The sequence below is a fragment of the Paenarthrobacter sp. TE4293 genome, from assembly GCF_050435325.1.
GTDB lineage: Bacteria > Actinomycetota > Actinomycetes > Actinomycetales > Micrococcaceae > Arthrobacter > Arthrobacter nitroguajacolicus_C.
In genome coordinates, this window is the sequence record NZ_JBNJRY010000002.1 from 14,704 (window position 1) to 35,137 (window position 20,434).

Genomic DNA, 20,434 nt, shown 5'->3' on the forward strand with positions numbered 1-20,434 from the left:
GGATCGCTACAACGGGAATTTGCCGGACAGTTCCAAGGCGCCGGCACACATCCACGCCGCCAGGCGGTCCTCGGTCCTGGGCCCACCGTTCAACGGGCTTTCCAACCGAGGCCTGCGCACCCAGCAACCAGCTTCTTCCGCGATGAGGGCGCCCGCCGAAAAGTCGTGCTCGTTCAAGCCACGCTCGCCATAGGCGTCAAACGTTCCGTCGGCCACCAGGCACAGGTCCAGGGCCGCCGAGCCCAGGCGTCGAACGTCGGCAAACCCTTCCATGAGCTCAGCCAGGCCGGCCGCTTGGCTGGCGCGGGTCTCGGGATCGTAGCTGAAACCCGTGGCCAGGATGAGTCCAGTCCGTCCCGGGACGGGGCCTGCCAGCCGGGCGGTTTCCCCTCCGACCTCCAGCCAGGCGCCGTGCCCGCGGGCGGCCGAGTAGACGCGTCCCAGGGCAGGTGCGTGGACGACGCCGGCCAGCCACACGCCGTCGGCATCAGCTACCGCCACTGACGTGGCGTAATAGGCGATGTTGCGGATGAAGTTGGTAGTCCCGTCCAGGGGGTCAATCGACCAGCGGAACCCGGAAGGCTGATGGGGTCTCGTCGTGCCGTGTTCCTCCCCCGTGATGGTGTCGTGGGGCCGCTCGGCGAGGATGGCTTCGCGGACTGCGTTCTCTGCTGCGACGTCAAAGGCCGTGACCCAGTCACCTGCCTCGCCCTTGTTGGTGGTTTCGAGTCCGTCACCACCAGTGCCGCTGACAGACCTCTCCGCCAGCACGGCGGCTCCGGCGGCAGCGGCACGTTTGGCTACCGCCAACAGCTCATTGACGTCCGTCATTCGGAGACTGCTTCCGTGGCGTCGTCCTGCGCCGTTTCGTTGTCCGCAGGCTCGTCGTCTGCCGCAGCCGCGGGCCCGTTGGCAAGCAGCTCACGGAAACCATCTTCGTCCAGCACGGGAACACCGAGTTGCTCCGCCTTATCCAGCTTGGTGCCTGCGCTTTCGCCGGCGACCAGGTAGCTGGTCTTCTTGGAAACGGAGCCTGAGGCCTTGCCACCACGGATGATGATGGCTTCCTTGGCTTCGTCGCGGCTGAAATTGGGCAACGTACCGGTGACAACGATGGTGAGGCCCTCAAGGGTCCGCGGCATGGAGGTGTCGCGCTCATCCTCCATCCGCACACCGGCAGCAGCCCAGCTGTCCACGATCTCGTTGTGCCAGTCGACGGCGAACCATTCCTGAAGTGCCACGGCAATGGTGGGACCTACGCCATCGACGTGGGCCATCTGCTCTTCCGTGGCATTGCGGATGGCATCCATGCTGCCGAAGGCGGTGGCCAAGGCCCGGGACGCTGTGGGTCCAACGTGCCTGATGGACAGCGCAACCAGCACCCGCCACAGCGGTTGCTTCTTGGCTTTTTCCAACTCCACGAACAATTTCTCCGTGGTTGCCGTTGGCTTGGACGGAGACTTGGCCGTGCCCTTGGTGTAGAAGTACGGCACGAGTTCATACTCGCCGGTGCCCACGCCCTTGGAGCGCTTCTCCCTGCGAATCAGGACGTTGGCCAGGTCCTCGGGGGTCAGGCTGAACAGGCCCGCCTCACTGGTCAACGGCGGGATCTCCGGCTCCGCGGGCTGCGTGAGCGCTATGGCCGCTTCCCACCCCAACGCTTCAATATCGAACGCACCACGGCCCGCGAGGTGGAACACGCGCTCACGCAGCTGCGACGGGCACGACTTGGCGTTAGGGCAGCGGATGTCCACATCGCTTTCCTTGGCCGGTGCCAGCGGAGTGCCGCAGGAAGGACATTCGGTGGGCATCACGAATTCCCGGACCGGCGGGTCCTGCTTGTCACGCAGGGCCAGCACCGGGCCGACGATTTCGGGGATGACGTCGCCGGCCTTCCGGAGGATCACGATGTCGCCGATCATGACGCCCTTGGCTTTGACCACGTCCTGGTTGTGCAGCGTGGCCATACCCACCGTGGACCCGGCCACCTTCACGGGTTCCATCAAACCGAAAGGAGTTACCCGGCCGGTGCGGCCAACGTTGACGGCGATGTCCAGGAGCTTGGTGTGGACCTCTTCCGGAGGGTACTTGTAGGCAGCAGCCCACCTGGGAACGCGGGAGGTGTACCCGAGGGCGCGTTGGGTGGCGAAATCATCGATCTTGACCACGATGCCGTCGATCTCATGCGTGAGGTCGTGCCTGTGCTCTCCGTAGTGCGCGATGAATTCCAGAACGTCCTCGAACGAGTCCAGGACCTTGAGGTACGGGCTGGTCGGCAGCCCCCATGCCTCCAGGAGTTTGTACGTCTCGGACTGGCTCTTGGCGTCCAGCCCTTCGCGGGCGCCGATGCCGTGGACGTACATACTCAGGGGCCGTTTGGCGGTTTCTGCCGGGTCCTTTTGGCGCAGGGAACCGGCGGCTGCGTTGCGGGGGTTGGCGAGCGGGGCTTTGCCGGCAGCCACGAGGGTCTCGTTGAACTCGACAAATGCCTTGGACGGGATGAACACTTCACCCCGGATTTCCACTTCCGAGGGATATCCGGAACCTTTGAGTTCCCGCGGGATTTCCTTGATGGTCAGGACGTTGTGGGTGATGTCCTCACCGGTGGTGCCATCGCCGCGCGTCGCCGCTCGGACCAGTTTTCCGTCCCTGTAGAGCAGGTTCACGGCGAGGCCATCGATCTTCAACTCAGTCAGCCAGGCGATGGGCGGGACGGAGTCGCCCAGCTTTGCGACGGACGCTTCTGCCTTCCGCACCCATGCTTCGAGCTCGTCCAGGGAAAAGACGTCGTCCAGGCTGTACATGCGTTGCAGATGCTCCACGGCAGCGAAGGCCGAGGAGACTTCACCGCCCACTTCCTGCGTGGGGGAATCGTTGGAGACGAGCTCCGGGTGAAGGGCTTCCAGCTCTTCCAGACGCCGATAAAGTTCATCGAATTCGGCGTCGGATACCGTGGGCGAGTCCTCCTGGTAATAGGCATACCGGTACTTTCGGACCAGGTCTGCCAGTTGCTCATACTCGTCCCGCAAGGACTCCGAAGGCGGGGTGCCTTCTGCCTCCACGACGGCGGCCGCCGCGTCGTCACCTGTGGTTTCTACCGGATTCGCAGTTTCTGGTGTGCTCACAGGTCTATCTTGCCGCAAGCCACAGACATTCTTCCGCTGCTAGTGGGAGGAAAGCCGGTTCTTGCTCCACAACGCGAACGCCAACCCGCCCAGGCCCACCAGCAAGACCGCGCCCAGAATGCCGAACAGGCCCAGCATGTTGGGACCGGAGAAGGAGCTTGTCGCCAACACGGCGGCCTGCGTCTCCTTGCCTTTGTCCACCGGGGTGTTCCAGTTGGAGGACTTGGAGGGACTCGGGCTCGCGGGGCTCGGACTCGCCGACGGAGAAGCCGACGGAGTTGCCGGGGCCACGGTCTCGTCAACGGTCGGCACGTGTTCGGAGGAGCTCGACGCCGGATTGCCCGGCTGGGGTGCGACCGTCACCGGCGCGTGGGTCGCGACGGGCCGTGGTGGCTCCATCGTGGGTTCCGGTGCAGCCGGTGCCGGCGCTACCTGGGTTTCCCGCACCCGGGTGGGCTCCGGCTTGGGCGTTGGTTTCTTGTCGGTTTCCGGAGCGAGCGAAGGCTGCGTCGGCAAGGGGTCCTGGACTCCCTCACTGGGAGCGCAGGAAAACTTCCCCTCGCACGGAGCAGCGTGTGCGGCAGCAGCGGGTGCCAGCAGCAAACCGGCAGCCAATAGAACGGCAGGGACAACGGAGTGTCGCATGAAAGTAACCTCAGCCGGGGCGTTGGGGGCGTCCCCGGTAATCAGGAAGTTCGGGTGTTTCGAGAAATCCTCCTACATCCCCCGCGCAGCTGCAAATCCTAGCTTCGGTTTTCCGGTGGCATCGCGATCTGCAGTTTGCGTACCTTTCCACGTCCCACGATGTACCCACGGCCTGGAATGAAGTCCGTGCTGATCCGGCCCAGGGAGGTGTTGAGGAGGCTGTCGCCTTCCACGTCTCCCGGGTTGAGCAGCAGCCCACGGCGCCCGGATTTGAACGGCTGCGCCAAGGACCAGGCCTGGGACCAGGTGGACGTTTCGGACTCCCCCACCACCCACTGATCTGCCTTGATGGCTGCCGTGACCAGGCGCCCAACCCCGGATTCTGCCAGCGTGTCCGTGAACTCGGTCAAGCCCTCGATGAAAATGGCCATGCTGCCCGGGTTGTCCGAGGCCTTGTCGATCAGGTCGTCCACGACGTCGGACACTTCATCCGGACCCACCAGCGAGCGGCTCCAGATGTTCAGCGACGCAACAGCCGAGCGGCGCGAGCCGATGTAGATCAGGTCAGTCCGAGGGTTGGAGCGGCGCAAGGCATAGGCCAAGGTCACCAGGGCAACCGTCCGCCCGGCCCCCGGAGGGCCTGCAAGGAGGAGCGAACCCTTGGCGGCAATGGCCGCCGAACCCAACGTCTCGTCGTCGACACCAATAACGGGGTTGTCCGGAGCGCCGGTCGGCAGGATGTCCAGGTCCACCAACTCCGGGAGGCGCTGGATCTGCGGGGCCTGCTCGAGTCCCTGGCGGACCATGGCCTGGCTGAGCTTGGCCACTTCGCGTGCTTGCAGAGCCAGGTTCGAGTTGCCACCCAGTACGGCGAGCTGGACTTCGAGTCCGTCCAGCAGTCCACGCCCCGGAGGTGAGGCGGCATTGAGGACGTCCTTGGGGACGTCGAGGGTCATGTAGTCGTCTTCTGAGCTAAGACGAAGGACCAACCGCTTCTGGATGGAAGCAAGAAGCGACGCCGGAACAGAGTTGGTGCGGTCACCGCTGACGACCAGGTGGATCCCCAGGGGACGACCGTCGGTGGCCAGGGTCAGGAAGATGTCCCACAGCGTGGACAGCTTGCTGTACTCATACCCTTCCCGGAAGGCGGACATGCCATCCACCAGGATGAAGATGCGCTTTTCGTCCGGCCGGTTGGCCAACTGCCGGTATTCGACAATGGTGGAGGCCCTGACTTCGGCGAACCGGGCTGCCCTGTCGTCGGCTACTTCCTTGAGCCAGCGCAGCAACCGGCCAACGCGTTCCACGTCATCGCCGTTGATGATTTCACCGACGTGAGGGAGACCGTCCAGCATCTTCAGGCCCGAAGAACCACAGTCGATGCCATAGACATGCACCGGACCACCGCGGGGCGTAACGGCCGCGGCGATGGCGATGCTGCGCAACGCTGCCGACTTTCCGGATCCGCCCGTGCCGTAGACGGCCATGTTGCCGTCCTTGTCCGGTTCATAGAACACGGTGGGCTGGTCCTGGTGCGCAGGATCATCTGCGACGCCCAACAGGAGCCGCTCATCCGTCCGTGGGTTCGGAAGCTTGGAGAAGTCGTAGGTGGTTGCCAGTTCGTTGAGCCATGGCTTTCGGGGAGGCTCGATGGAGAGGACGTCGGCGGCGCGGATGATGTTTCCGGTCATCCGCGCAATGTCGTTCGGTCCGGCCGGTTCTTCCTCCGCTTGGGTGACCAACGGCGGTTCCCAGGTGGGACCTGAACCGAAGGCCATCTCCACGATGTCGATGCGGGGACGCTGCGGCTTGTCGGTGGTCCAGCCGCCGGCATATCCGGTCTGGAAACCCTGGATACGCCCGGGGCCGGTCTTCGCGGCGCCACGGCCCGGAATGGCGGGATCGAAATAGGCGGCAGTAGGTACGCCCAGGATATCCACGGCGTCCACCTCATCGGCCATGCGGAGTGCCACGCGGAGGTTGGTGTTCGCGCGCAGGTTGTCCTTGATGACGCCGGCAGGCCGCTGGGTGGCCAGGATCAGGTGCAGGCCCAACGAACGGCCACGGGCAGCAACATCCACCACTCCGTCAACGAACTCGGGTACTTCGGTAGCCAGGGCCGCGAATTCGTCCACGATGATGATCAGGTACGGCGGCGCTTCAGGATCAGCTTCGCGTTGCAGCGCAAGCAAGTCCTTGGCCTTCTTACGGTTCAGGAGGCGTTCACGATAGTGCAGTTCCGCGCGAAGGGACGTCAGTGCCCGGCGGACCAGGTGCGGGGACAAGTCCGTCACCAACCCCACGGTGTGGGGCAAATGCAGGCAGTCCGCGAACGCAGCGCCACCTTTGTAGTCCACGAACAGGAAGCTGACACGGTCCGGGCTGTACGCCGCGGCCATGCCCATCACCCAGGACTGGAGGAATTCGGACTTGCCCGCACCCGTGGTTCCGCCCACCAGAGCGTGGGGTCCTTCATTTTTCAGGTCGAGGTAGAACGGCTCAACGCCCTTGGACCCAACCAGGGCACGGAGGCTGCCGTTGTCCTTGCGGTTGGGCACCGCGGTGGCGTGGACAGAGTTGTTCTCCTGCCACCTCTCCGCCACGGCCTGCGGGTTGTCCATCAACTCCTTGCCGATCAGCGTGGCGTAGGAGACTGCGCGCGGGAGGTCGGAGTCGTCCTCGAGGGGGTTCCCAACGTCCACCAAGGGCGACATCATGCGTGCCAACTGGGTGGCGAGATCCGCATCGAGGCTTTCGCAGCTCACGGGATAGGTGTGGCGGCCCAGCCGGACCTGGCCCGTGGTGGTTCCGTGGTCGCCGTCGACCGAGAGGAAGTCGCGGCACGCCGCGGGGAGGGACTGCACATTGGCGGCCACCCACATGACGTGGACGCCGTAGTCGGGGCCGCGTTCCACCAAGCGGGTGAGGCGTCCCCGATCCACGGGAGCATCGTCCTCGACGATCACCAGGACAGCGGGCACCACGGGACCGGGAAGTTCCTCGTGCTCGTCCTTGAGCCCGGGCCGCAACTGCGGGCCCGGCTCCTTGGCCATGGATTCGCGTTCTTCCACCAGGTTCTCAAGCCGTGACAACAGCGCGGCACCGGCGCCAGGGCCCGCTGCGAGGTGGTCTCCGGACAGCGGGCTGTGGCCCGAGCCGACATGAGGGAGCCACTGCAGCCAGTCCCAGCGTTCACGGGACCGTGCCGAGGTCAGCGAGGTCAGGACCACTTCTGCCGGTGAGTGCAGGCCCACCAGTTGGAGCACCATGCCCCGGGCTACGTCATCCACCACGCTGCGGTCCCCCGCCACGCCGAACGAACCGGAGGTACGCAGCTGCGAGACGATGGGGACGCCTTCGATCACCCGGACCTGTTGTAGGCATTCCTGGATTTCCCGCATGTACTGGGGTTCGGTCTCGTTGGCGCCCGGCTCGTCAAACGGGATGCGCGACGGCGCGGACCCCAGACCAAAGCGGACGCCCAGGAAGTGCTGGTGTTCGGGTCGGTTGGTCCACAGGAGGGGGCCAAGCTTGTAGATCGCGTCCACGGTATCGCTGACGGACGGCGCTTCCTGGAGCCGGACGGCGCGCTCAATGTTCTGCTGCCGATCAATGTCCTCGCGGAACGCCAGCATCGCGGCCTTGAACTGCTTGTGGCCTTCCTTGGCCTGGCGTTTGCCCTGCATCTTGTGGTCCACGTAGTGCCCCACGATGAACAGCGGCATCATGGCCATGAAAAGCACAGACAGCAGGTTTTGGGTGACAGCGAAGAGCACCCCGCCCATCAACAGCGGGGCCACCAACATGATGTAGGGGAACGGCTGGTGTTCGGGGCGTTTCGGACCCGCAGGAGGCACCCGCTTGGGAGAGTCGAACCTCGGCAGCACCCGCGGCGACCGGTTGAAGTCCACCAACGGCGACGACGGGCCGCCGCCGTGGTTCCGCGACAAAGCAACCACGCCAACGGTGGTGTCACCCAAAGTGACGGTGTCCGAGGATTGCAGCGTTGCCCGCGTGACCGGCAGCCCGTCCATGAGGAGGCCGTTGGCGGAGTTCGTATCCACGATCTCCACCGTCTCGCCCACCGTAATGCGCGCATGGCGCTTGGACGTCAGCGGGTCGGAAAGCCGGATGTCCGCGTCCCGGTCCCGTCCGATGTAGCTGGTGCCGAAAGGCAGCGAAAATTCGCGTCCGACGTCGGGCCCCGACATGACGCGCAACGTCGCCGCCGCCGGTCCCCTGTTGGTGCCGGCGGCATGGCCGTTCGAGGCGAACTGCTCACTCACCTGCGCCAGCGACACCTTGGAACCCGGCCGCAACCCGGACTCCAGCAGGTTGTCGGTGGGCCTGAGGACATGGCCGGACAGCCCTCCGCCAACAAAGGCTTCGTCAACGCTGATGGACAGGTTCGACGGCGGTTCGGTCCCCTTGCGTACTGGGTCGGCAGCCCAGAGCTCCGTGGCGATGTCCCCCACGGTTGCACGACCATCCACCGTGACGGCGAGATCCTTGGCGTCCGCGGGATCGCGCCGCAAGGTCAGGCGAAACTTCATCCTTCGTCGACTCCAGTCATTTTTTCAAGAAGGTGCAGGTCGGCCGGGGTCACCAGATGCGAGGTCACGGCATGTTCGACCAAACGGGCCCGCCGGTTGGTGGCGAGTTTCCCTGCGCCGCCGCGCAGGCCGACCACTCCCACGCGGTCCAGTTTGTCGCATACGTTATCCAGCTTGCGGTTGAAGCGCGTCAACGCCCACCCGAGCCGCTTCGCAGCCTCCGCGGAGGACGGAATGGCGCTGAACCCCGTGCCTTCGCGTCGAAGCATGGGCTCTGCCAAGGCAACGATGAGGGCCTTCTGTGAGTCGGTGAAGACCACGGGTCCGATGGTGGTGTCCCCGGCTTGGTCCTCGTCGCGGGCCTCGTGGCGGAACGACGGGGTCTTCAAATGGACGGCGAACTCATACGTCGTGGGTCCGGCTGTGAAAATAACGTTCGTGTGGCTGAAGACCAGCGGGATCCGGGCACCGGGTGCAAGCCAGGCCTGCATGCCGCCCGAGCCGTCGGCAATGGTCGCGGACAACATGCTGCCCACATTGCTGAGCCACCACATACCGTCGTAACGGGCGATCTGCAGGAAGCGCCGGTGCAGGTACGGGTTGTCATCGACCTCCAGGTCGCCTTCGCGACCGATATCAAAGACGTCCTCGTCGGATGGTTCGTACCATTCCCCACAGAAATCTATTGCTAGATCCCCCATGATCTGTGCCTCCTCAGTCGGCAGTAAGTAAGTCTCATGTCCAGCTACCCGTCCAGGCAGGCAATGGAACCCGCTTCGCCCGGCGAGGCACTGCCGTCCGAGCGGACAATGATCACCTGGACACAAATGGGCGGCTCGCCAAATCCGGAAACGAATGCCTTTTCGGTCCGCGTCGTTTCAAAGGCGCCGTCCGCTTTGGCCGACTTGGTGCGCCACTTGTAGGCATCGCCGTCTTTTGGCTGCGGGTTCTTCCACGAGAAGACGATGATGTTCGGATCCTTGGTGTCCCGCGTTGCGGAGAGCCCCTCGACGTCGGGAACGCTGCCGCTGTCCAGCGCGTCGGCCGGCGGCTTGCTCGCCGATTCGGTCGGAGCCACTTTGGGCTGTGCCGATGAGCCAAGGACCATGCCAACCACGACGGCGACCACCAGGACCGCTGCTCCGGCGGCAGCCAGCCACAAATTGCGTTTGCTATGGTCGACCGGCGGGGCGTCAACGTCTTCAAGCGTCGACGCCGGCGACGCACCGGAACGGCTGACGGTTGCGTCAACATCCGCTGAAGCTGCCGGGGCCTGCCAGCCGCGCAGGACGGTGGACTCGGCGACCTCCGAATCAGCCAGGACCTGGCTGTCGTCCCGGGTGGGCGCCTGGAAGAGCGGCGGGGTTTGTCGGGCGTGGGCCTGGCCTGGGGCCGCGTTGGGCTGGGCTGGGTCCGACAGGGCAGAGTTTTGCTGGGCAGAGTTTTGCTGGGCAGAGTTTTGCTGGGCAGGGTCCGCCGGGGTGGGACGAACCTGGCCCGGCTGGTACGTTTGCGGCGGACTTGCAGGCAGCCCGGGAGCCCGGGTTGCCCCGGGAACTGTCGACGGGAAAGTCCGCGCCGGGAACGTGGGCGCCGAGCCGGTAGTGGCTGTTCCCGAAGCATCCGGATCGATGGACGCGATGCTCCGGACCCGGGTTTCCTCGAAGGTGTCATCGGGGTGCTGCTCATCGCCGTGCCCCGGCTCTTCAAGCACTTCGAAGGGCGTCACGGACAGGTTCAGTTCAGTCTGGATCCGCTGGAGTGCCAAGGCAAAGGCATGCGCCGACGAATAGCGGGATCCCGGCGACTTGGCCATGGCCGTCGCCAGGACGAGTTCCAGCGACTCGGGGACATCGGCGCGGCCAAGCCTGGGAAGCGGCGAGTTGGTGATGCGCGAAATCAGTTCGCGTTGCGAGTTGTCCTGCCCGGGCAGAACAAAGGGCGACCTGCCCGCCAGAAGTGTGTAGAGGGTGGCACCCAGGGCCCAGATATCGACGGGAACACCATCAACGGCGCCACCCCGGAACTGCTCGGGCGGTGACCACGGAATGGACATGCCGGCGTCGTCCTCGGTGTCGGCACCGATCGTGCCGGAAATTCCAAAGTCCGTCAGGGCGGGACGGTTGTAGTCGGTGACCAGGATATTTGCCGGTTTGATGTCACGGTGGACGATGCCGGCCCGGTGTGCGGTCTCGACGGCGGACGCCACCTGGATGCCGACGGCCAGGACCTCGTCCACGCTGAAGCGCTGGCGTCGGTACCGGACATCAAGGCTTGGCCGGGAGCAGTACTCCATGGCGAGGTAGGAGTGGCCGGTCTCCGTAATCTCGGCCTCGAAAATCGTCACGATGTACGGATGCGACGACAGTTGCGCCATCAGGTTCGCCTCGGACTCGAAGCGACGGCGTGCGCCTTCGGTCTTCAGGTCCGACAACAGCACTTTGACGGCTACTTTGCGGCGTGGCCTGTCTTGCTCATACAAGTACACGTCCGAGAATCCACCGGAGCCGAGCAGGCTGACATAGTGGAAACCCGGAATGGGTGGAGGCGGCGCAGGGGGCCTCTTGGAACTCAAAGAATCTCCTCGAAACGCAATGAAATGTCGTCACCCAACTCGGCGATGTCGCCATCCAGCAGGATGGCCATTTCGTTTTGGGCCAACCGGCGGGGTGCTTGGCCTTCCCTGATCAGCACCGTTCCGTTGGTTGCCTTCAAGTCGCACAGCATGACGTGCCAACCTTCCAACCTGACCTCGACGTGGGAACGGGAAATGTCCCCTCCGGGACTTTCCACCTGCACCAGCTTGGGCATGGTGCCGCCTTGGACCCGGGAAACGGAGGGTTGACGGCCGATGATCAGCGACTGGTCAAGGTCTATGACTTCGCCCGTGGAAAGGCGCATACGGCCAAGACGTGGGCGCGGGACCTGCTCGGCGTCGCCGGCCAAGTCCGTCCCGCAGACAGAACACTGCGGGTACGTGGGCGGGTTCGCATGCCCTTGGGGGCACACCCTTGCCAGGACGCTTGGCCCGTTGGCCACGGCGCCTTCCGGTGCCGCCGTTGACCGTTTGTCCGCGTTCCCGTGGTCGGCGGCGAGGCTGCTCTTCATGATGGTCTGGCCGTCATGGTCCGAATCTTCGTCCACCGGCGCCGGGGACGGTGGGGGCCAGCCGCCAGGGAGCTGCGGAGCAGGGCTGCTTCCAAGTCCGGCCGGAATCGAGGATACGGACGGGGCCGCAGATGGGGCGGCGCCTGTCCGGGGCACGCTGGAACTGTTGCGCAACCAAGGAACGGAGTCGATCAGCCCGGTGCCCTCATTGGCTGCCGGGGACTGTGCCGTTGGGGACTGGGCTGCCGGGGGCAGTGAGCCTGCGTGCGGTGCTGCCGGGAGCTGATCTCCTGGCCCGGGTACCGGTGGTTCAGGGAGCGGTCGTTCAGATTTCAGTGGTTCGGAGTTCGGTGGTTCAGAGTTCAGTGGTTCCGGAGTGTGAGGTTCCTGTGCAGGTTCAGCTGTCCCTGGTGTACCAGGGGACTTGGACACGGGAGCGTCGTCGTCGGAGGCGTCGTCCACCCGGACGGCGGCGTCCTCGATATTGCGCATCACCGTCTTGTCCCAGAGGTGATCGTAGTTGGTGGTGTTTTCCAGCGAGGGCACCAAGGGATCGGTGGTGCTGGTGTGGACGGCAGCCCCGGATTCTCCATGGGCCTCCTCAACGGCCGGTACTTCGTCCGCGGCTGGTTCCGTGGCTGGTTCTTCCGCGGAGGAGACTTCTCCTGCTGATCCGCCGGCATCCGGGTGTGTCGTCGAATCCGGGGTGGCGGGTGCGTAACCCTCGGATTCACCGGTGGCAGGCTCCTGGCTGGCCACCCCACCAGCCGCAGATTCGTCGGGGGCCGCAGATTCAGCTGAGGATGTGGGGGCATCGGAGGCCGCGGGCTCATCGGAGGGTGAGGATTCCGTCCCAAGGCCCGAGTGTCCTGGTGCGATGGTCAGGCCGAGATCCGCCTCGGTGTAGCCGATCATGGTTTCGTCAGAGACCCTGTCCGGGACGGCATGCCGGTCGTCCTGCCTGGGGGCAGGCTCCGCCACCGCCACGGTTGCTGCCTCGGTAGCAGTCACGGCGTCGGTAGCAGTCACGGCGTCGGTAGCAGTCACGGCGTCGGTAGCAGTCGCCGCGTCGGTCGCAGGCACGGCTTCGCGGGGCGCAACGTCCAGTACTGACAGCAGCACCACCCCCTCCGTCAAAGGAAGGCTGTTCAACGGAGAAGCACTCAACGGCACGGCGGAGTCGGCACCGCCTCCGACACGGAGACTGTAGGACGCAGCGTCGGCGAGCCTGCGCTCGGTCCAGGTGGTCACGTCACGTCCGGTGATCTGTTCTTGACCGGAAGCCATGTGGACCAGCAGTTCGAGATCGCCGCGGAGGAACACGCGGAGTGCGTCCTTGGAGTCGATGATCCCGAATGGCGGAATGCGGCTGAGGGAAACACCAAAGGCGTCTGTCACCTCGTGCAGGACCTCGTGGGCCTCAGGCGCGGATGCCAGCAACTCCCAGACCGTGTCAATCAGGGCGAGCGGTGTGTCAGGTCCCAAAAGCACCACGGTTCCGTTGCGGACAACACCAAACCATTCGCCCTGCTGGTACCGGACGGGCGAAAGGCGGTCACTGCTTGCCATCTACGCCTTCCTCCTGACTGTTGGGCTGATCCGTGCCAGGCCCGTCGGTGCCGTTAACCCAGGCCCGCGGCAGGGTGTCTTCTTCGACGTCGGTCTCTGCCTCCGGGCGGGGCGCGGTGGTGGCGATACCGGCGTCGTTCAGGACGTTTTTTGCGTCAACCACAATCACGGTGACGTTATCGCGGCCGCCGCTCCGCAGTGCAGCCTGGATCAGCGCGTCCACGGCATCCTGGGGATGGGCCACCGTACTGAGGATGCGGAACATGTGGTCATCACCCAGTTCACCGTTGAGGCCATCCGAGCAAATCATGATCCGGTCACCTTCCTGGATGGGAAGCAACCAGAAATCGGCCTCGGTTTCGTCACCGGTCCCCAAAGCGCGGGTAACCACGTGACGGCGGGGGTGGACCGTTGCCTGCTCTGCAGTGATATCCCCGGAATCCACCAGTTCCTGCACTTCGGAGTGGTCCACACTGACCTGGGTGAATTCGCCCTGGCTGAGACGGTACGTGCGGGAGTCGCCGATGTTCATCACCAGCCAGTACGGCAGGCCCATCTGTTCCACCACCACAACACCGGACAGCGTGGTTCCTGCCCGGGCCCCCGTGGCGTTGCGGATGGCTGCGTCGGCCCTTAACAGGCATGCCTGCAAGTCCGCTGCGGACGCGCTGCGCACACCCGCCGCGAGTTCGGGGGCACTGCCCAAGGCCCGGACACACATGCCGCTGGCAATTTCGCCCGCTTCATGTCCGCCCATACCGTCCGCCACTGCAAAGACGGGGTCCGAGGCGATAAAGGAATCCTCGTTCAACTCCCGGCGCAGGCCGCGGTCCGTCCCGTACCCGTAGCTCAGGCCAAAGGGCGACCCACCCGCGGGGGCACCGGCTTCGGCATTGGCAGGGATGGCCGGCTGTGAATTCATGCTTGTCCTAGGTGGAAGGAACGGTCCCCGAAGTGAACGGTGGAACCAGGGCGGACCAAGACTGCCTGGCCCGGCTGGAGCCGGGTCTGGAGACCGTCGGGCGTGGTGACGGCGCTGCCGTTGGTTGAGTTGCGGTCGGTGACCCACACACCATCACCGTCCACCCGCAGATGCAGATGGGTTTTGGAGATGGACCTGCCGGGATCGGCAACGGGCAAAAGTTGTTCCACGGCCTCCCCGGCCTGTGGTGCCGGGTTGCGTCCGAGAAGGACAGAACCGCCGAGTTGGACGTCCTGGCCGTCATCGATCCGGATTCGCAGGACGGCCTGTGCCCGGGCAGTACCCGGACGCATCTGGGTGCGTTCCACGTCGTCGTCGGGATGTCCCGGGGCCGGGGCAGCCGGTGGCGGAACTACGGCAGGCTGCAGAGCGGCAGGAACCGGCTGTGGTGCGGCCATTGGAGGCCGGGGGGCCGCTGGCGGGCGCCACTGGTTGGGATCATGCGAGGGCTGCGGCTGCGGAGCGGCAACCGCGGGAGCCACCTGCGCAGGCAACGCCCCGGACGGCGTGGCCGCAGACGGTGCGGCAACGGAAGGGGTGACAGCAGACGGCGTCCCCGAAGGAACCGGCGATGCCACCGGTTGCACCGGCGGGAGGTTCATTGGCGCAAAACTGTACGGTCCTTGGATGCCGCCGGTCGCCACGGGGTTGCGTCCCGCATTGACGTCGAAGACCAGGGACTTCGCCGCTTTGTCCTGCCAGCCCCGCAGTTTGCCGTCCTTATCCCAGGCATTCGAGACCACCACAAGGATGGCCCACACAGCGCCCAGGACCATCAGGGGAAGTCCGATCCACAAAACCAGCGGGATCAATCCGAGGGCGGAAAGAATGACGGAGACAATCCCGCCGAGGAGCAGCACACCGCCGGTAACAATGCCACGCACAAAAACGGCGCCGGCCCCGGGGGCATAGCCTTCAGCATCCGAACTGCGGATGCCCATGAGCTGGTTTCCGATGGTATTCCCGGACTTTGCCTCAAGGGCAAGGAGAACAAAGATGTACACCACCGTCACGCCCAAGCCAATGCTGCCCAAGAGGACCAGCAGGCCCGTGTCGTAGACGATGAAGCCGTTCCTGCGGGTCTGTGTGATGCCGGCAATGCCGATAGCGAAGGTGGTTGCCAGGACTGCGATGGGACCCAGCCAGTCCAGCACGGCGGCCCCAAGCCTCTTCCCGGCAGACGCGGGCACCAGTTCGAGCTTGGTGGTCATCATGGTCCCTCCCCCTGGCCCAGTCTTACGGTCCGGCGCGGTGCTTCCCGGAGAGACCGGGTGCATCGGCGACGCCGGCGCCGACACTACCGAGATACTACCGGGATCGGGCAGGCCTTGCCGGGTCGCGAACTCCAGGGCCGCCTTACGGGCGTGGTTGATGTTCCCTTCCTTGCGGGCTCCACGGTTGTTCAGCGGGGATCCGCATTGCGTGCAGAATGCCGCCCCGGGACGTACCGCATGCCGGCAGGCCGGACAAAGTTCCGCCTCAATGTTCATCCGTGGTGTCCTTCGTGAACGGCAACCTCAAGCGGCGCCTTTTTGTAGCAGCCGGCGCCTGGTCCCTGCGTCGCAGGGCAGCCCGCCCATCGGACAACAAGGAGCGCGGCGAGAACCGGGCCTGCTGCCGCTTCCAGAAGCCAACGCTTCCCGTGATATCGGTGAGGGACGAATCTACGATCTCCCAATAATCCTTGACCTCGTCCTCGCTCGGCTGACCGGCACCGAATACTGCGGCGTCAGCCCGGTGGGCCAGCATCGTGGTGGTGCTGCCGGCTGTCGGGAACGCGTCCGCAATGACCGTTGCCGATTCCCGGCGGGTGGACTTGGTGTCGATCGATGCGCCCATGTCGGTGGCAAGGCTGATCACCTCGTTCCAACCACCGCCGACCCGCTGGGCGGGGTGGCCGTCACGGAAACGGGCCTTCCGGCGTCGTGCCTTCAACAAAAGGATCAGCAACAGCGGCAAGGCGAGGATCCCCAACGGAATCAGTGCCACACCGATGGCCGCCAACAGCGGACCCCAGAACAGCCAGGGGTTGTTCTTCTTCTCGTCGGCGTCCAACGCGTCCGGCGTGGAATCCGGCGGAAGGTCCGCGGGCTCCTGCGGCGGGGGCGGCGGCTGCAGGACCTGCGGCTTGGGCTTGGACTTGTTCTCCGGGTCCGGCGGGATGGGCACGTTGTCCTTGGGCGGAGTGGGATCGAACGCAACCCAACCGACGCGGTCAAAGGCCACCTCAACCCAGGCGTGGACATCCTTGCCGGTGATCTTGATGTCGCCGGCACCGTTTTCAGGGCTCTTGGGATCCGGGTAGAAGCCCATCACCACGCGTGACGGGATGCCAAGGTGTCGGAGCATGAGCGACATGGAGACGGCGTACTGCTCGTCGTCCCCCAGCATCTGCTTGGCCGAGAGCATGTTTCGTACACGCGCAGCGCTGTGGCCGGGAAGGCTCGGAAGCTGTCCTTCCGTCACCAAGCCGTTGCTGAAGGCACCGCTCTTCTGGAAGTGCGCTTCGATCTGGCGCACGCGGTCGATGGCCGTCGGCGCATCCGCGGAAAGCTCGTTGGCTTGGGACGCAACGATCGGCGGCACTTCCTGGGCCTCGGGCAGGGTGAGCTTGGCGAAGTCGTACTGGGTCAGCTGGCCGTGTTCCAAGGTGCCGGGATCGGAGACCTGGACGGTGTAGTTGTCGCCCTTGGCCATGCCCTTGGTGGTCACTGCGGTGTCCGTTCCGGCGTTGAAGTACAGACCCGATGCCGCGCCCGAGGTGTCCGCGAAACTCATGCCCGTAGTGTGCCGGCCGCCCGGGACGAAGTACCCTTGGTAGTCCTCGATGGTGATGTCCAGCGTGTAGTTGGTGCCCTTCACCGGGCTCCCCGTGTCAGCCAGGGTATTGAGCGACCGGGCGTCGCCTACCTTGCTGAAGTTGCCGGAGCTGTTGGGATCCATGGTGTAGTTCAAGCCGTTGAAGGCATCCAGCGCGGCGAGGCGCACACGGGCATCCTTGGGCAGCCCCTTGACCGTGAACAACGTGGTGTCCTTCTCATCCTTGACGAAGTTCCGGAAACTGGCCAGGGGCGTGATGTAGTCGCGGGGATCGAACGGCGGGACGATCGTGTTGCGCAGCACCTTCCGGTCGTCGCTGGCCGTGACGATCGGCGACGCGATGGCGGTGACGCCTACCGCGACGGCGATCACGGCTGCAGCAGTCCCCAACCGGCGGAGCTGGCCGCGGCGCGCTGCACCGGCGTCGGAATCCGGCCTGTTGGCCGAAACGGTCTTGGTGCTCCGCTGCCGAAGGACATCACGACGGAACGTTGCCCAGACGATCGAGACAATGGTCAGGGAGATGCCGCGCTCCACGTTGAGGAAGCCGGCGCTGGTGCTGAAGGCGATACCCGTGACGAAGAGGACCAGCACAGGAAGCAGCGGCCAATACGGGCTCTTCAGCCGCCACGTGAGCAGGCCTGCAGCCAGCGCGGTGAGCAGCGAACTGAGGAACGGCACAATGAGCATGCCGTTGGCCGTCCCCACGGGAACGCCAACGGTCAGCATGTCCTTCCACGAAAAGACGACACCCAGCAGCAGGGTCCTCAGCGAATCAAGGCTGGGCAGGACACCGAAGACCGCTGAATCGGGAACGGCCAGCGCGGAGCCGAACAGCATGTACGCGCCAAAGGCCACCGCGGCAGTAATCAGCAGCCCCAGTCGAAGGTGCGCGTTCAGCACCGCGATACCCAGTCCAAGCAGCACACCGCCCAGGCCGGCCATCAGATAGTGCGGGTCTCCCCCGAAGCTCAGGCTGAAGCCAAGGACGCCAAGGAACAGCAGCACCACCAACGCGCCGCAGTCGACGGCGAAGTGCCACAACGGGCGGCCGTCCGAAAAGAGTGATCCTCCGGCGGCCCGGTTGGCGCGTCCTGTTGGGTTGGAGCCCTTGGCAGCGCGGGGACGCACACGGAGGTTCGGCGCGGTGCTCATGCTGCCGCCTTTCGGAGAACAATGGCCAGATCGTCCAGGTCGCCGACAGTGAGGACCGTCAGGTCCGCGATGTTGGCCCTCGACGGCGCCGCGCCGGGTTGGACACGGACCGCCAGGCTGCGGACGCCGGGCGGGACGGACGCGGCCGCCGAGCGCAACTGCGTGGCCGTTACGTGGCTTCCCACCACAAAGAAGACCACCGACGCGTTGGGGACCGTGTCGGACAGGGTCCGGGCGAGGTCGACGGCGGTCTTCCGCATGGGTGCCCCGACAATCCTTGTGGTGTCGTCCAGCAGGTTGCGGCCGGTTTCGCAGCGGAGGGGTCCCTTTTGGGTCAGGACGTCCAGCTCGCGCTGTTCACGGATGGCCTGACGGCCGATGGACGCGGCAACAGAGATGGCCATTTCGAATTCCGGCTCGGAATCGTACTCGTCCGTATTGATGGACAACGAGACGGCAAGGTGCGCGCGGCGGGTTTCCTCGAACTGGCGGACCATCAGCTTGTTGGTGCGGGCTGTGGTCTTCCAGTGGATGTGGCGGCGATCGTCCCCGGGAACATAGTCACGCAAGGCATGGAAGGAAACGTCGGCGCTGGACAGCTCGGTGGTGGGCATGCCTTCCAGGTCCCGGATGAAACCTGCGGCGGAGCTGCCCAGCGACACCGTGCGGGGGTGGACGTACAAGTCCACCGGTTCAGTCCACATCACGCGACGGCGGAGAAGGTGGAGCGGATCAGCCCGGACTGAGCGGACGGGGCCCACCACGATCACGGCACGCCGGGCGGTGGGAATGGTGAAAAGGTCCTCGTGCACCTGCGCCGGCTTCATGCGGGGCAGGTGGAAGACAGCCGTATTGGCACCGACCGGCAACTCCAGCGACGCGGGCAACAAGGGCCTCGTGGAAGTGTTGGACACCGCGATGCTGCCCACCGCGTCATCCCCCACAGCCACTCGAGTGCGGGCCAGGTCAAGGACCACGCCATACGCCGAGCGGCCCACGATGAACCCAATGGCCAGCACAAACAGCAGGAAGGCGACCATTGCCGCGGCCTTGGCTTCCTGCCAACCCCACGCCTGCCCTGCCCACCAGAGCCCGATCGCAGCCGCCAGGACAACCCAGCCCAGCAAGCTCACCACGGACAGCACCGGCCATACGAAGGTCAACCACAGGGCGCGGACCTTCTTCCACGCCGGAGTGAGGAATTCGCCGGCTGTTCGAGCGGCCTCGGCCCACACTGCAGCGGGGTGGAGGGAGCTGGCCTTGCCGGATTTAGCGGTGCGGCCAGGGCGGTTGCCCGGTTCGTTGCCGGAGGTGCGGGCACCGCGAATCTTGCCGCTCACTGCGGCCGTAGCGCGCTTGAACGAGTCAGCAGCCCTGGTCAGGGGTGTGCTGGAGGACATGTGGGGACCTTTGTTTGAGCTGGGGCTGGTGGGTGCCGCGGGACGCCGGCGATGACCGCAGGCTTGAACCTACGCGCTGGCGCGTTGCTGGGGGGCAGCGACGTCGGCCAGGACGCGGGTGAGCACGACCTCGGGTGTAGCACCGGAGAATTCGGCTTCCGGGTCCATCACCAAACGGTGCGTCCACACCACGGGTGCAAGTTCCTTGATGTCATCCGGGAGCACGAAGTTCCGGCCCTGGCCCGCTGCCCACACTTTGGCGGCGCGAACCATGGCCAGTGCGCCACGAACCGAAACACCGAGTCGCGTCTCGGACGCGTTGCGGGTCTCCTCACAGAGCCGCGAAATGTACTCAAGAACTGCCGTATCCACGTGCGTCGTGGCCGCGAGGTCCGCCATGTCGGCCACGGCCTGGGTGGTGATGAGCGGGGTGAGCTCCTTGGAACGGTCCTTCAAATTGGCTCCGCCCAGCAGGCGCACGGTGGAAGCGTGGTCCGGGTAACCGATGGATGTCTTGATCAAGAAGCGATCCAACTGTGCTTCGGGGAGGCGGTACGTTCCTGCCTGCTCGATAGGGTTCTGGGTGGCGAGCACCATGAACGGCCGCCCGGCCTCGTAGGTAGTGCCATCCACGGTCACGCGGGATTCTTCCATGACCTCCAGCAGCGCGGACTGAGTCTTCGGCGAAGCACGGTTGATTTCGTCAGCCAGGACAATGTTGTTGAACACCGGACCCTTATGGAACTCAAACTTCTGGGTCTTCTGGTCGTAGATGGTCACACCAGTCACATCCGACGGCAGGAGGTCAGGGGTGAACTGGATGCGGTTATGCGAACCCTGCACCGTTGCGGCCAGGGCGCGGGCCAATGAGGTCTTACCTGTGCCCGGTGCGTCCTCAAAAAGGACGTGCCCTTCGGCAAGCATCGCTGTGAACGTCAGCCGGATGACGTGCTCCTTGCCGAGCACAGCCTTGCCCACGTTGGCAACGAGCTTCTCGAACGTCTCTGCAAACCACGCGGCCTGCTCGTTTGTCATGGTCATGGGTTGATCCTGTTCCTTGTGTATCGGTAGGGGTTT

General features: G+C 65.0%; 12 protein-coding genes. All 12 read right to left on the reverse strand.

Going from position 1 to position 20,434, the window contains the following annotated elements:
* Positions 1-6 precede the first annotated feature (6 nt).
* The 12 genes from QF015_RS03600 to QF015_RS03655 all read right to left on the reverse strand — a co-directional run bounded on the left by QF015_RS03600 (position 7) and on the right by QF015_RS03655 (position 20,398).
* Positions 7-831, reverse strand: coding sequence for an inositol monophosphatase family protein (locus QF015_RS03600; RefSeq protein ID WP_429387072.1), 825 nt, complete (start codon positions 829-831; stop codon positions 7-9).
* Positions 828-3,125, reverse strand: coding sequence for an NAD-dependent DNA ligase LigA (gene ligA / locus QF015_RS03605; protein WP_429387075.1), 2,298 nt, complete (start codon positions 3,123-3,125; stop codon positions 828-830). Before ligA ends, QF015_RS03600 begins: the two co-directional genes overlap by 4 nt.
* 39 nt (positions 3,126-3,164) lie before the next feature.
* A complete protein-coding gene (locus QF015_RS03610; protein WP_429387078.1) occupies positions 3,165-3,770 on the reverse strand; it encodes a hypothetical protein in 606 nt (201 codons plus the stop codon).
* A 98-nt stretch (positions 3,771-3,868) separates the two neighbouring features.
* Positions 3,869-8,323 carry an FtsK/SpoIIIE domain-containing protein gene (locus QF015_RS03615; protein WP_429387081.1) on the reverse strand — a complete coding sequence of 1,485 codons (4,455 nt, stop codon included), beginning with the start codon at positions 8,321-8,323 and terminating at the stop codon, positions 3,869-3,871.
* Positions 8,320-9,024 (reverse strand): hypothetical protein, encoded by a 705-nt coding sequence (locus QF015_RS03620; protein WP_310201481.1) that lies wholly within the window; start codon positions 9,022-9,024, stop codon positions 8,320-8,322. The genes QF015_RS03615 and QF015_RS03620 overlap by 4 nt, the downstream gene beginning before the upstream one ends.
* A gap of 44 nt (positions 9,025-9,068) precedes the next feature.
* On the reverse strand, positions 9,069-10,898 hold the full coding sequence (locus QF015_RS03625) for a protein kinase domain-containing protein (RefSeq protein WP_429387085.1): 1,830 nt from the start codon (positions 10,896-10,898) through the stop codon (positions 9,069-9,071).
* Positions 10,895-13,000 carry a hypothetical protein gene (locus tag QF015_RS03630; RefSeq protein ID WP_429387087.1) on the reverse strand — a complete coding sequence of 702 codons (2,106 nt, stop codon included), beginning with the start codon at positions 12,998-13,000 and terminating at the stop codon, positions 10,895-10,897. Before QF015_RS03630 ends, QF015_RS03625 begins: the two co-directional genes overlap by 4 nt.
* On the reverse strand, positions 12,987-13,922 hold the full coding sequence (locus tag QF015_RS03635; RefSeq protein ID WP_429387089.1) for a PP2C family protein-serine/threonine phosphatase: 936 nt from the start codon (positions 13,920-13,922) through the stop codon (positions 12,987-12,989). The genes QF015_RS03630 and QF015_RS03635 overlap by 14 nt, the downstream gene beginning before the upstream one ends.
* On the reverse strand, positions 13,919-15,472 hold the full coding sequence (locus tag QF015_RS03640) for an RDD family protein (protein ID WP_429387090.1): 1,554 nt from the start codon (positions 15,470-15,472) through the stop codon (positions 13,919-13,921). The genes QF015_RS03635 and QF015_RS03640 overlap by 4 nt, the downstream gene beginning before the upstream one ends.
* Positions 15,462-17,957, reverse strand: coding sequence for a transglutaminase-like domain-containing protein (locus tag QF015_RS03645; RefSeq protein ID WP_429387092.1), 2,496 nt, complete (start codon positions 17,955-17,957; stop codon positions 15,462-15,464). The genes QF015_RS03640 and QF015_RS03645 overlap by 11 nt, the downstream gene beginning before the upstream one ends.
* On the reverse strand, positions 17,954-19,357 hold the full coding sequence (locus QF015_RS03650; protein WP_429387093.1) for a DUF58 domain-containing protein: 1,404 nt from the start codon (positions 19,355-19,357) through the stop codon (positions 17,954-17,956). The genes QF015_RS03645 and QF015_RS03650 overlap by 4 nt, the downstream gene beginning before the upstream one ends.
* Positions 19,358-19,426: 69 nt before the next feature.
* Positions 19,427-20,398 carry an AAA family ATPase gene (locus QF015_RS03655; protein WP_310201494.1) on the reverse strand — a complete coding sequence of 324 codons (972 nt, stop codon included), beginning with the start codon at positions 20,396-20,398 and terminating at the stop codon, positions 19,427-19,429.
* Positions 20,399-20,434 lie beyond the last annotated feature (36 nt).

Coding starts and splice junctions, on each gene's coding strand:
- QF015_RS03645 (WP_429387092.1), bottom strand. CDS start 17,957: ATGAGCACCGCGCCGAACCTCCGTGTGCGTCCCCGCGCTGCCAAGGGC.
- QF015_RS03640 (WP_429387090.1), bottom strand. CDS start 15,472: ATGAACATTGAGGCGGAACTTTGTCCGGCCTGCCGGCATGCGGTACGT.
- QF015_RS03630 (WP_429387087.1), bottom strand. CDS start 13,000: ATGGCAAGCAGTGACCGCCTTTCGCCCGTCCGGTACCAGCAGGGCGAA.
- QF015_RS03600 (WP_429387072.1), bottom strand. CDS start 831: ATGACGGACGTCAATGAGCTGTTGGCGGTAGCCAAACGTGCCGCTGCC.
- QF015_RS03635 (WP_429387089.1), bottom strand. CDS start 13,922: ATGAATTCACAGCCGGCCATCCCTGCCAATGCCGAAGCCGGTGCCCCC.
- QF015_RS03650 (WP_429387093.1), bottom strand. CDS start 19,357: ATGTCCTCCAGCACACCCCTGACCAGGGCTGCTGACTCGTTCAAGCGC.
- QF015_RS03655 (WP_310201494.1), bottom strand. CDS start 20,398: ATGACCATGACAAACGAGCAGGCCGCGTGGTTTGCAGAGACGTTCGAG.
- QF015_RS03615 (WP_429387081.1), bottom strand. CDS start 8,323: ATGAAGTTTCGCCTGACCTTGCGGCGCGATCCCGCGGACGCCAAGGAT.
- QF015_RS03610 (WP_429387078.1), bottom strand. CDS start 3,770: ATGCGACACTCCGTTGTCCCTGCCGTTCTATTGGCTGCCGGTTTGCTG.
- QF015_RS03620 (WP_310201481.1), bottom strand. CDS start 9,024: ATGGGGGATCTAGCAATAGATTTCTGTGGGGAATGGTACGAACCATCC.